The organism is Lysobacter sp. H23M47 (genome assembly GCF_015209765.1).
Taxonomy (GTDB): domain Bacteria; phylum Pseudomonadota; class Gammaproteobacteria; order Xanthomonadales; family Xanthomonadaceae; genus Novilysobacter; species Novilysobacter avium.
Window position 1 is genome coordinate 31715 of record NZ_CP063658.1, and the last position, 11942, is coordinate 43656.

Consider the following 11942-nt stretch of genomic DNA (forward strand, 5'->3'; position numbering starts at 1 on the left):
GCTTGAACGTGGTCAGTCCGGCGTCCCGCGTGGCTTATCCTCAGGGAGTGTTCGAACTCCGCCAGGTCTACAGATCCTACGGTCGCGTCGTCGCGCTGGACGCGGTCGAGCTGTGCATCGCCAGCGGCCGCACCACCGCCCTGATCGGCCCCAGCGGCGCGGGCAAGTCCAGCGTACTGCGGATGCTGGTCGGGCTGGACTGGCCGGACAGTGGCGAGGTGCGCTTTGACGGGGAGCCATTGCAGCGCGAGCGCCTGCTCCAGCAGCGCCGGCGCATCGGCTACATGATCCAGGAGGGCGGGCTGTTCCCCCACCTCAGCGCCGCGGCCAACATCGGCCTGCTGGCACGGACGGTGGGCTGGTCCGCCGAACGTATCGCTCAGCGCATGGAGGTGCTCGCAACGATGACCCGCTTGCCGGTGGCCGCGTTGCAGCGCTACCCGGCCGAGCTGTCAGGCGGCCAGCGCCAGCGGGTCGGGCTGATCCGGGCGCTGATGCTGGACCCCCAGGTGCTGCTGCTGGACGAGCCGCTGGGCGCGCTCGATCCGATCATCCGCCACGAACTGCAGGAGCAGATGCGCGAGTTGTTCGTCGAGCTGCGCAAGACCGTGGTGCTGGTAACGCACGACGTCGCCGAGGCAGCGTATCTGGCCGACACGCTGGTGTTGATGCGAGCCGGTAGCATCGCCCAGCAGGGTACTGCGCGCGAGTTGCACGACGCCCCCGACGAGCCCTTCGTTACCCGCTTCATGACCGCCCAGCGCAGCCTGGAGCAGAGTCTGTGAGCGCCGCGCAGGTCCGCGTCCGGTCGCGCCCGGGCTGGCTGCTGCTGGCGTTCGTCGTCGCGGTGGCAATCGCCGCGCTGCCGGTTGCACCGGCTCATGCGCAACCGGTGACCGTCGGATCCAAGGCCTTTACCGAGTCGGTGATCCTGGGCGAGGTCGCGGCGGGACTGCCCCACGACGAGGGCGTCACGGTGTCCCACCGGGCCCAACTGGGTGGCACCCGAATCCTGTGGCGGGCGCTGCTCGAGGGCGACATCGACGCCTACCCCGAGTACACCGGCACGCTTGCCGCGGAACTGCTGCAGATGCCGGGCGCCGACCCTGACCGGATGCGCGCCGCGCTCGGCGAGCGCGGTCTGGGCATGACCGCGTCGCTGGGTTTCAGCAACACCTACGCGTTGGGCATGACCCGCGCCCGTGCCGGAGAGCTGGGCGTGGTCACGGTGTCCGACCTGGCGGACCATCCGGAGCTGAAAATCGGCCTCAGCAACGAGTTCATGCAGCGCGCCGACGGCTGGCCGGGCGTGCGCGACGCCTACGGTTTGCCGCACCGGCCCGACGGACTCGATCACGACCTGGCCTACCGCGGCCTGGCCAGCGGCGCGCTGGATGTCATCGACCTGTACACCACCGATGCGGAGATTCCGTACTACGAGCTGATCGTGCTGGAGGACGATCGCGGCTATTTTCCTGACTACGCGGCGGTGTTCCTCTATCGCAAGGACCTGCAGGCGCGCGCGCCGGAATGGCTGGCGGCGCTGCAAGGCCTGGCCGGCCGCATCGACGCGCCGACCATGCAACGGCTCAATGCCGAGGTGAAGCTGGAGGGCGCCAGCGAAGCCCGCGTCGCCGCGGGGTGGCTGGGCGTCGCCGCGCCCGCCGCGGCATCGCGCGCGCAGCGGATCTGGAAGCGGACCGTGGAACACCTCGGGCTGGTGGGCATCTCGCTGGGACTGGCGCTGCTCGTCGCGTTGCCCCTCGGTGTGCTGGCTGCGCGCCGGCCGCGGCTCGGCCAACTGGTACTGACCGTCACCGGCCTGCTGCAGACGCTGCCGTCGCTGGCCGTGTTCGTCTTCATGATCCCGCTGTTCGGCATCGGCGCCGGCCCGGCGATTGCCGCGCTGTTCCTCTACAGCCTGCTGCCGATCGTGCGCAACACGCACGCCGGTCTGACCGGCATTCCGCGCGAGCTGCGCGAAACGGCGGCCGCGCTGGGCCTGCCGCCGCGCACCCGCCTGTGGCGGATCGAGCTGCCGCTCGCCCTGGGCATGATCCTGGCCGGCATCAAGACCGCCGCTGTCATCAACGTCGGCACCGCCACGCTGGGAGCTTTGATCGGTGCCGGCGGCTACGGGCAACCGATTCTCGCGGGCATCCGCCTGGACGATATCGGCCTGATCCTGGAAGGCGCGGTGCCGGCGGCGGTGCTCGCGCTGGTGGTGCAGGGTGGCTTCGAACTGGTCGAGCGCGGCCTGACGCCGCGTGGCCTGCGGCTGGCCGCGCGGCACTGACCGCGCGCCACTGCCCGCCCGCGATCGATCGCACCTGAGTGGGCGGTGCGACCGGTGCCGGACCGCCTAGTCGCGGCGTCGGAACGGCAGGACCACGCCGCGCTCGTCCGCGGGGTCCGGGCGGTGCCACAACACCGGCACATCGTCGGGTGGGGACAGTTCCAGGCCCTCGGGATCGGGATTGGCCGCGTCCGCCTGCGCCAGCTCCTCTTCGATCTCCCAGCTGTATTTCTTGCGTGGCTGGCGCGGGTCCAGTCGCCGCCACAGAAACGCCGCCAGGACGCCGCCCAGCGCCCCGCCCATGTGCGCCTGCCAGGACACGCCGATCTCGCGCGGGAAGATCGTCAGCAGCATGCCGCCGTAGAGGAAGAAGGCGATCATCGCCGCCGCAATCGCCGGCCGGTCGCGTCGCAGCAGGCCGAGGATGAAGACCAGGAACATCAGGCCGTGGGTGATGCCGCTGGCGCCCAGGTGGTAGGAGCCCGCCTCGCCGAGCAGCCAGGCCCCGGCGCCCGAGCCGACCCACATCAGCGGCAGTGCGCGCAGCGTCGCGCGCGGATACATTCCGCCGGCCAGCGTGCCCAGCATCAGCAGCGAGATCGCGTTGGCGGCCAGGTGCTCGAAGGAGCCGTGCAGCAAGGGCGCACCGAGGATCCCGAGCAGCCCCGCCGTCGACCACGGCTGCACCATCCAGCCGCGCAGGTCGACCGCGCCCTGCAGCGAGTGGATCACCAGCAACAGCAGCACCGCCGCCAGGCTCAGGTTGAACGCGCCCATCCAGCGCTTGCGGTCGGCGATGCGCTGGGCCTTGGAATCCAGCGCGAGCGCTTCGGGAATCTTGTCAGGCATCCACCAACTGTGGCGCTGGCGGCCGCGAATACAAGGCGGGCGCCGTAGAATGGCGGCATGAACAACACCATCCCCACCGTCCACCTGAAGAACGCCTGGAAATCCTCCCACCCCTGGATCTTCCAGCGCCTGGTCGCCAAGCCGGCGCAGCGTCCGCGTCCCGGCGAGATCGTCGATGTGATTGGCGTGGACGGCGAACTGATCGGTCGTGGCTTCTACAACGGCCACTCGCGCATCGCCCTGCGCATGCTCGACAACGACCCCAACGCGGTGATCGACGCGGACTGGTTCGCGCGCAAGATCGCCGCGGCCGTGTCGCTGCGCCGCGATGTGCTCAAGCTGGACGAGGTCAGCGATGCCTGGCGGGTTTTCCACAGCGAGGGCGACGGCATCTCCGGGCTGGTAATCGACCGCTACGCCGACCTGCTGGTGCTGGAGTTCTTCAGTGCCGGTGCGTTCCGCCACCGCGAATGGATCCAGGCCGCGCTGCGCGAGCAGTTCCCAAGCTGCCGCTTCCACATGTCCGCCGACGTCCACGTGCAGAAGCAGGAAAGCTTCGATTTCCGCGGCACCGAGCCCGCCCAACCGGCGGTCATCACCGAGCACGGGGTGAAGTTCCGCGCCGATCCGGCCGGCGCGCACAAGACCGGATTCTTCGCCGACCAGCGCGACAACCGCCAGTGGTTGAGCCAGCACGTGGCCGGCAAACGCATGCTCGACCTGTGCTGCAACACCGGCGGCTTCGGCGTGTATGCCGCGGTGCGCGGCGCCAGCGAGGTGGTGGGCGTGGACATCGACGCGGACGTGCTGTCCATCGCCAAGGGCAACGCCAAACTCAACCACGCCGATGTGAAGTTCGTCCAGGCGGACATCTTTCCGTGGCTGCGCGATGCGGCGATCGCTGGCGAGCAGTACGACGTGGTGGTGCTGGACCCGGCCAAGATGACCCGCGACCGGGAGCAGGTGATTCCGGCGCTGAAGAAGTACCTGGACATGAACCGGCTCGCGCTGGGCGTGGTCAAGCCGGGCGGGCTGTTTGCGACGTTCTCATGCACGGGGCTGGTCAGCGAGGACCAGTTCCTGGACATGATCCGGCGGGCGGCGTTTTTTTCCAATCGGACGGTGCAGGTGCTGAAGGTGGCCGGCGCAGGGCCGGATCATCCGTGGCTGGCGCAGGTGCCGGAGTCGCGGTATCTGAAGGCGGCGTTTTGTCGGGTGCTGGACTGAGGCGGTGCCGGGGACCTGCAGGGGCTCCTCTGGGGCTCTGCGGGCGTGGGGCTACGTAGGGGCGCCGACCGGCAATCCCGATCAGTCGCTCCACGAAATTCGCTTGGTGATCGGGACTGCCGGCCGGCGCCTGCAGGGTCGCCTTTCGCAGTGGCCGGGGGTCGCGGGCTTTGAGACCGGCGTCGCTACACTGGAGCGATGGATACCCAACTGCTCATCATCTTGTTGCTCGTGGCGACCTTGGTCGTCGCCGGACTGTTGGTGGTGTTGCTGCGCAGGCAGGGTTCGCAGGGACCTGGCGCGGAGCTGGGCGGGTTGCGCGAGGAGCGCGATCGACTGGGTGAAGAGTTGCGTGCCGAGCGCGAGGCGGCGCGGGGGCAGGCGTCGGAGAGTGGGCGCCTGCTCGGGCGCTTGAGCGCACTGGAGACTGCGATTGCCGAGCGCGATCAGGTGATTGATCGTCTGGAGACGGCGCGCGCCGCTTTGCAGGACGCGCTGGAGACGGAGCGCTTGGCGGCGCGGTCGGCGGGGCAGTCGTTGCAGGAGCGCGAGCAGGCGTTGCTGGCGGTGCGCGAGCGTGAGGGCGCGTTGGCGGCGGAGCTCGCCGAGCTGCGCGACAGCTACCGCCATCTGCAATCCGAGCACGCGGGCGTGTCGGCCAACCTGCAGCACGCCCGGCAGGCCCACACCGAGATGCAAACCTTCTTGGCCGAGGCGCAGACGAAGCTTTCCGGTGCCTTCACCGAGCTGGCGGGCAAGGTGTTCGAGGAGAAGGGGCAGCTGTTCGAGAAGAACGTGCAGCGGGCCTCGTTGCAGTCCAGGGCCGACATCGATGCGCTGTTGAAGCCGTTTGCCGAGCGAATCGGCGAATTTCGCAGCCGGGTCGACACGCTCTACGGCGAGGAGGCCCGGGAGCGGGCGTCATTGCTGGGCGCGGTCACCGAACTGAAAACCCTCAACCAGGACATGGCGCAGCAGGCGCACGCGCTGACCCGGGCGCTGAAAGGCAGTTCCAAGGTCCGCGGCGACTGGGGCGAGCTGATGCTGGAGAGCGTGTTGCGCGGCTCCGGGCTGGAGGACGGCGTGCATTACGACCGCCAGAAGGGCACGGTCGACGAAGACGGTGCGCGCCTTCACCCGGACATCGTGGTCCGCCTGCCCGACGAGCGCTGCGTGGTGGTGGACAGCAAGGTCAACCTGATCGCCTGGCAGGAGGCGATGAACGCCGACACGCCGGACGAGCAGAACGATGCGCTACGCCGGCACGCCGCCGGCCTGCGTCAGCACATGCGCGAGTTGAGCGAGAAGAACTACCCCAAGGTGCTGGGCGATACCGCGCTGGAGGTGACCATCGCCTTCATCCCGATCGAAGGCGCGCTCTCGGCCGCGCTGGGCACGGACACGGCGTTGCAGACCGACGCGTTCGACCGCCGCGTGGTGTTCGCCTCGCCCAATACGCTGATGGCGCTGCTGCGCGTGGTCGAGCGGCTGTGGACGCGCGACAAGATCCAGCGCGAGGCGATCGCGATCAGCGATACCGGTGGTCTGGTGCTGGATGCGCTGATGGGCTTCCTCGCCGACTTCGACAAGGTCGGCAAGAGCCTGGATGACGCCGACAAGGCGTTCAAGAACGCGCGCCGCCGGCTCAGCGAGTCCAGCCAGGCGGTGATTCCGAGGGCGCGGCGACTGGCCGAGCTGGGTGCGCACGGAAGGCGCGCGCTCACCGATGAGCTCAAGCCGGAAGCCGACAGTGGCGGCGTGGCGTCGACCGACGCTCCCGCAAAACGACTTCTTGGTGCTGCGCTGGGGAGCGGGAACGGCTGAACCCGCGAGCGGTCGCTGCAGCGTCGCTCCGGGCGCTCTCGACGCGCTGCGACTGCGCGGCCATCGCCGCACGACTCAGTTGTCGGTCGGCATCACCGGCATGGCCGAGGCGGGGACGAGCGGGTTGTCGTCGTCGCGCAGGTAATCGGGCAGCGCGTCATCCGTTTCCTCGTTCATGCGGTCGCCGAGGATCTGGTAGTTGCGGCGCTGCATCCACGCATCGCGGACCAGCGCGTAGTCATCCGCGGCGCCTTCGCGCAGGCTGTCGGTCGACAGCAACTGGGTGCGTACATCCACCAGTTGCAGGCCCTGCAACGGGATCCGGATCTTGTCCTCTTCGACCTGGCGCAGCGGGCTGAGCGGGGCATCGCCGACCATGCCAAGCACGTCGCGCACGGTTCGCGGGCCGAATAACGGCAGCTCGACGTAGCGCGAGCGCTCCCAGCCCCACACGCCCAGGGTCTGGCCGAAGTCCTCGCTGCGGCGATCCAGATTGGCGTCGCTGGCAGGATCGAAGATGCCGGCGATGCCAAGCGTGGTGTTGAGCACGAAGCGCCCCATGGCCTGTCCGGCCTGCCCCGGCTTTCCCTGCAACAGGGCGTTGACCGCGGTGACCGGCTGGCCCAGGTTGCTGAAGAAATTGCTCACTCCCAGCCGAACCGGGCGCGGCGTTACCGCGACGTAGAACCGCGCCAGCGGTCGCGCGACGCTGCGATCGACTGCGTTGTTGAAGCGGTGCATGGAGCGGTTGTAGCGCTCCCACGGATCGTAGACGCCGGGCATCTGTGCGGCCGCCGGCAGGTTGGGATCGGCGACCGGATCATAAGGGCCATAGAGTGCGTCGAAATCGCGCTCCGCGGCGGTGCGGACTTGCGCGTCGGCGGTGTCCTCATCGGGTGCAGCAATTCCCGTGGTGGTCTCCGCCTGCTCCCCGGCGTCCTGCTGCGCCGGTGAATCCCCGGCGACCGCCGCGGCGGAGTCCGCACCAGGATCGAGCGGGTCATTCAACAACGAGTCCGCCGAAGATGCTGGCGGCGCCGCGTCGCTGCGCGCCTGCGCGCTGGCGCAACCCACGCTCGCGACCGCGAGCACCAAGCACAGGCCCAGCGCTTGCGAAGGCGCGCGGCGGTGACGGTTACGGGGTCGGGTTGGCATCAAAAGCAGTCCATGGCGCGTCGGTGGATGCATTACGCGGTGGAAACCACCGGCGCATGCAGAAACCGGTCTAGGTGGAAAAATCCAACGTGGCGCCCAGACGGTAGGCGCGCCGCAGCTCGGCCAGGCCGATCGGGTCGCCTTCCACCGCGCTCGCGCCGGTGCGGGCCGCCAGTTCGGCAAGCAGGGCCACGCCAGCACTGTCCACGCGGTCCACTGCGACCAGATCGAGCCGCGTGACGCCAGACTGCCATGCGGCGCATTGCGTCCACAGCGCAGGCACTGCGTCGCGGTCCAGCGTGCCGGAAAACACCAGCGCGTCGTGCTCACGCCGGACCGATGCGATGGACGCAGCGGAACCCATGTCAGGCCCTGATGTCACTTGGCGGTCGGCTGCAGCCTGCCCGCTTCCAGGTCGGTCGAGATCTCGTTGATCGACTTGCGCGCCAACGGCTCGTCAAACTGGTTGCGGAAGGTCTGCACGAAACTCACGCCTTCCACCATGACGTCGAATACCTTCCAGTCGTTGCCCACCTTGCGCATCAGGTAGTCCACCGGAATCGGATCGCCGCCCTGGCGAAGGAATTCGCTGGACACCTTCACCATCGCGCCGCCACGCAGCGGCGTCTCCGACTTGATGCGCACTTTCAGGCGGGTATTGAAGTCCAGCAACGACGAACCGTAGCGGCCCATCAGGTTGCTGGTCAGCGCCTTGGCAAAACGGTTGACGTCCGCGTCCGCAGCCCCGCGACCGTGGCGACCGAGCACCAGTTGGGCGGCGTACTTGCTGTCGAACATCTGCTCGAATTCGGCGCTGATGAACTTCTGCAGCGCGGCGCGATCGGTGGTGAACTCGGCGCGACGCGCTTCCAGCGTTGTCAGCACGCGGGTGGAGTTGTCCAGCACCAGCTTGCTGGGCGTGGCAGCGGTCGACGTCGCCGGAGCGGCGGTCTGTCCGCCGGCGAACGCGAGGGCGGGTACGGTGGCCAGCAAGGCAGCTGACACCACAACGGAGATCAGGCGGATTTTCATTGCATTCAGTCCTTGGGAGTGTCGCCGCTCTCCTGCAGGTACGCAGGAAGCTCGGCGGCGCCGTCATCGGCGCTACCCGGCCCATTCTCCGGACCGCCGCTGAACATGTACTTGCCGACCATCTGGATCAGGTCGACCGAGGACTGGGTCAGGAAGATCTGGTCGCCCTCTTTCAGGGGCTCGGGATCGCCTCCGGGCTGCAGGCCGATATAGCTCTCACCCAGCAGGCCGGAGGTGAGGATGGCGGCGCTGGTGTCCGCCGGCAGGTCGTCATAGCGCTTGTCGATCGCCAGTGTCACCACCGAGTCCAGCTTCACCGGGTCCAGGGTGATGCCGGACACCCGGCCGATCGCCACGCCACCGATCTTGACCGGCGCATTGGAGCGCAAGGGGCCGAGGTTGCTGAAGCGGGCGGTGATCTCGTAGTCATTGCCACCAAACCAGCCCAGCTTGCCGTTGGTGGAGCTCATGGCCAGCACCAGCAGGGACGCCAATGCGAGCAGCAAAAAGGCGCCGACGGCGAATTCGATACGGGGGCTGTGGTTGCTCATGGGGTGCTACTCGGGAAAGTTGGGTTCGAAGGTGGGTTCAGTTGAACAGCAGGGCGGACATCACGAAGTTCAGCATCAGCACCAGCAGCGAGGCGTTCACCACCGCCTTGGTGGTCGCCACCGAGGTGCCTTCGATGGTGGGCTCGGCATGGAAACCGACATAGGCCGCCACCAGCGCCGCCACACCGCCAAACACCGCGGACTTGACCATCGCCATGCCGAAGTCGTCGACCAGGTCGACGCTGTCGCGCAGGACCTGCCAGAACACCCCGGCGTCCACGCCGATCACGTGCACCGCCTCCAGGTAGCTGGCGCTGATGGCCAGGCTGCAGAAGAATCCGGTCAGCAGCGGCACGCACAGCACGGCGGCCCAGAACCGAGGTGCGACCGCCTTGCCCACAGGGTCGATTCCCATCAGGCCCAGTGCGGTGATCTGGTCGGTCGCACGCATCAGGCCGAGTTCGGCGGCGATGGATGAGCCGGCGCGACCGATGAATAGTAAGGCCGTCAGCACCGGACCCAGCTCGCGGTAGATTCCCAGCCCAAGGATCATGCTGACCTGGGTACTGGCGCCGTAGGTGTCCAGCGCGCGATACGCCAGCAGCGTCAGCGACAGGCCGACGAAGGCACCGCCAACAACAATGATGGGCAGCGAGCGCGCACCGATCTTGTAGATCTCACGGACCAGCTCGCGGAACAGGTCGCGGCTAGGGACCGAGGCGCGCAGCACCGACAGGGTGAACAGGCCGGCGCGACCGACCGAGCGGACCGGGGGGGCGATGGCCATTAGGCGGCTTCCTTTGACGCGGTGGCGGTGCGGGGCCGCGCATCGAACGCGATCGGGCCGTCCGGATCGCCATCCAGGAACTGCCGCACCAGCGGATCGGTGCTTGCCTGCAATTCGGCCGGCGTGCCGGAAAACACGATCGTGCGATTGGCAATCATGATCGCCTGGTCGCAGATTGGGAGGGTTTCGCGGACGTGGTGCGACACCAGGATGCTGGTCAGGCCGAGGCTGTCATTGAGCCGGCGCACCAGTTCCATCACCACCCCGGCGGCGATCGGATCCAGTCCGGTCAGCGGCTCGTCGTAGATCATCAGCGGCGGGTCCATCGCCAGCGCCCGTGCCAGCGCAACCCGGCGCGCCATGCCTCCGGACAATTCGCGCGGGAACGCATCCGCCGCGGCCACCAGGCCGACGGCATGCAGCTTCATCCGCACCAGGCGGTCGATGACCGCCCGCGGCAGCGCCGTGTGGGTGCGCAGCGGCAGGGCCACGTTCTCGGCCACGGTCAGGTCCGTCAGCAGGCCATTGCCCTGCAGCAACACGCCGATGCCCTTGCGCATTTCATAGAGCGCACGGGATCGGCGCGGAATCGGCTGGCCGAAGATCTCCACCGTGCCCGCGGCAGCCGGCAGTTCGCCGGTCAGCGCCGCCAGCAGGGTGGACTTGCCGCTGCCGGAGGGGCCGAACACCGTCAGCACCTGGCCGCGTGGCACGCTGAGGTTGATGTCCTGCAATACCGTGCGGCTGCCGCGATCAAGGCGCAGGCCGGCAAGGCGGACAATGGGGTCGGAAACGGTCATGGGCATGGACGGGGCAGGCGGACGCGAATGCCGCAGCCTGTCAGGCTGGGCTGGTCGCGCATTGTCGCAGTCCGACGCCTGCCACGCACTCCGCAGGCTGAATGAGCGTCGGCGCGGAGCATCCGCCATGGATCTTCGCGGCGATCGCCTTCACCGGGGAGGGACGCGTTTCCCGCCAAGGTGGTGTCCATGCCGGCACAGATCCGGTCTTCGGTAACTTTGACGGAGCAACTCCCATGAACGACGAAAAAAAGGCAGTCGATGACAGTGGCAAGCAGGCACTCGGTACGGGCGCCGGAGCTGCCGCCGGCGCGGTGACCGGTGCGGCCGTCGGTGCGCCTGGTGGTCCAATTGGCATGGCGATCGGCGCTATTGCCGGCGGCGTGATCGGTGCCGGCGCAGGCGAATCCATGGCCGAGACGGCCAATGTCGAGGATTACCGCGCGCACTTCCAACGCGACTACAGCGGCGCGGCGTATTACCGCCCCGGCACGACCTGGGATGACTACGAACCCGCTTACCAGTTCGCGTTCGACCATTTCGAGGAGTACCACGGCCGGCCGTGGGCCGAAGTGGAGCCGGACCTGCGAGAGGAGTGGCAGGTCGAGCGTGCCGTCCGCCCGGAGCGTTCCGAATGGGCCGAAGCCCGACCGGCCATTTCCGCCGGCTGGGACTACCTGCGCGAGGGTGCGCGCAAGGTGGCCGCAGGCAAGCGCTGATGCCCGCCTGACGCCGCTGGAGTAGCATGGCGGGTCCCCCAGACAAGGTGTTGCAGAGCCATGGCCGATCCCGTCAGACCCACTCGTGAAGAGGCCGAGGCCGCTGTCCGCACGCTGCTGTCATGGGCCGGTGACGATCCCGCCCGTGAAGGGCTGATCGATACGCCCAAGCGCGTCGCCAAGGCCTACGCGGACTGGTTCAGCGGCTACGCGATCGATCCCGACGAATACCTGGCGCGCACGTTTGAAGAAGTCGCCGGTTATGACGAGCTGATCGTGCTTCGTGACATCCGCTTCGAGAGTCACTGCGAGCACCACATGGCGCCGATAATCGGCCGCGCGCACGTTGGCTACCTGCCCGACGGCAAGGTGGTGGGGATCAGCAAGCTGGCACGGGTGGTCGATGTCTACGCCCGGCGCCTGCAGGTGCAGGAGAAAATGACCGCGCAGATCGCCGATTGCATCCAGCGCGTGCTGCAGCCGCGCGGCGTCGGCGTGGTGATCGAGGCCAGCCATGGCTGCATGACCACCCGCGGCGTGCACAAGCGCGGGGTGGCGATGGTCACCTCCAAAATGATGGGCGGCTTCCGCGAGGACGGCCGCACCCGCGCCGAGTTCCTGCAGTTCATTGGCAGCCCGGCGCGCAGCTGACTGCGGCTGCTTCGTGATCCGGTCGATACATTCGGCTCTGTATTCTGCGGC

The 11942-nt window shown here is 68.2% G+C and carries 13 protein-coding genes; 6 read left to right on the forward strand and 7 right to left on the reverse strand.

The window, feature by feature from the left end; genetic code table 11:
* Window positions 1-47: 47 nt before the first annotated feature.
* Window positions 48-785, forward strand: coding sequence for an ATP-binding cassette domain-containing protein (locus tag INQ43_RS00145; RefSeq protein ID WP_194036724.1), 738 nt, complete (start codon window positions 48-50; stop codon window positions 783-785).
* 62 nt (window positions 786-847) lie between these two features.
* Entirely contained in the window at window positions 848-2296 is a 1449-nt protein-coding gene (locus INQ43_RS00150; RefSeq protein ID WP_228062704.1) for a glycine betaine ABC transporter substrate-binding protein, read from the forward strand.
* 66 nt (window positions 2297-2362) lie between these two features.
* On the opposite strand, the gene INQ43_RS00155 is transcribed toward INQ43_RS00150, so the two are convergent.
* Entirely contained in the window at window positions 2363-3145 is a 783-nt protein-coding gene (locus tag INQ43_RS00155) for a rhomboid family intramembrane serine protease (protein WP_194036725.1), read from the reverse strand.
* Window positions 3146-3202: 57 nt separating this feature from the next.
* Here INQ43_RS00155 and INQ43_RS00160 point away from each other — a divergent pair, with 57 nt between their 5' ends.
* Window positions 3203-4372, forward strand: a complete 1170-nt coding sequence (locus INQ43_RS00160; protein ID WP_194036726.1) for a class I SAM-dependent rRNA methyltransferase — start codon at window positions 3203-3205, stop codon at window positions 4370-4372.
* Between the two features lie 198 nt (window positions 4373-4570).
* Window positions 4571-6196, forward strand: coding sequence for a DNA recombination protein RmuC (gene rmuC / locus INQ43_RS00165; protein WP_194036727.1), 1626 nt, complete (start codon window positions 4571-4573; stop codon window positions 6194-6196).
* Window positions 6197-6271: 75 nt separating this feature from the next.
* Here rmuC and INQ43_RS00170 read toward each other — a convergent pair whose 3' ends face one another.
* The 6 genes from INQ43_RS00170 to INQ43_RS00195 all read right to left on the reverse strand — a co-directional run bounded on the left by INQ43_RS00170 (window position 6272) and on the right by INQ43_RS00195 (window position 10521).
* The gene (locus tag INQ43_RS00170) at window positions 6272-7351 is read right to left on the reverse strand and encodes a VacJ family lipoprotein (protein WP_194036728.1); all 1080 of its coding nucleotides are present in this window, start codon (window positions 7349-7351) and stop codon (window positions 6272-6274) included.
* 70 nt (window positions 7352-7421) lie between these two features.
* The gene (locus INQ43_RS00175) at window positions 7422-7715 is read right to left on the reverse strand and encodes an STAS domain-containing protein (RefSeq protein WP_194036729.1); all 294 of its coding nucleotides are present in this window, start codon (window positions 7713-7715) and stop codon (window positions 7422-7424) included.
* A gap of 14 nt (window positions 7716-7729) precedes the next feature.
* On the reverse strand, window positions 7730-8383 hold the full coding sequence (locus INQ43_RS00180) for an ABC transporter substrate-binding protein (protein WP_194036730.1): 654 nt from the start codon (window positions 8381-8383) through the stop codon (window positions 7730-7732).
* 5 nt (window positions 8384-8388) lie between these two features.
* Entirely contained in the window at window positions 8389-8934 is a 546-nt protein-coding gene (gene mlaD, locus INQ43_RS00185; protein ID WP_194034643.1) for an outer membrane lipid asymmetry maintenance protein MlaD, read from the reverse strand.
* 37 nt (window positions 8935-8971) lie between these two features.
* Window positions 8972-9721, reverse strand: coding sequence for an MlaE family lipid ABC transporter permease subunit (locus tag INQ43_RS00190; RefSeq protein ID WP_194034644.1), 750 nt, complete (start codon window positions 9719-9721; stop codon window positions 8972-8974).
* Entirely contained in the window at window positions 9721-10521 is an 801-nt protein-coding gene (locus INQ43_RS00195; RefSeq protein WP_194036731.1) for an ATP-binding cassette domain-containing protein, read from the reverse strand. The genes INQ43_RS00190 and INQ43_RS00195 overlap by 1 nt, the downstream gene beginning before the upstream one ends.
* A 236-nt stretch (window positions 10522-10757) precedes the next feature.
* Here INQ43_RS00195 and INQ43_RS00200 point away from each other — a divergent pair, with 236 nt between their 5' ends.
* Complete coding sequence (locus INQ43_RS00200) at window positions 10758-11240, forward strand: hypothetical protein (protein WP_194036732.1); 483 nt, start codon at window positions 10758-10760, stop codon at window positions 11238-11240.
* Window positions 11241-11300: 60 nt separating this feature from the next.
* Window positions 11301-11891 (forward strand): GTP cyclohydrolase I FolE, encoded by a 591-nt coding sequence (gene folE / locus INQ43_RS00205; RefSeq protein ID WP_194036733.1) that lies wholly within the window; start codon window positions 11301-11303, stop codon window positions 11889-11891.
* Window positions 11892-11942 lie beyond the last annotated feature (51 nt).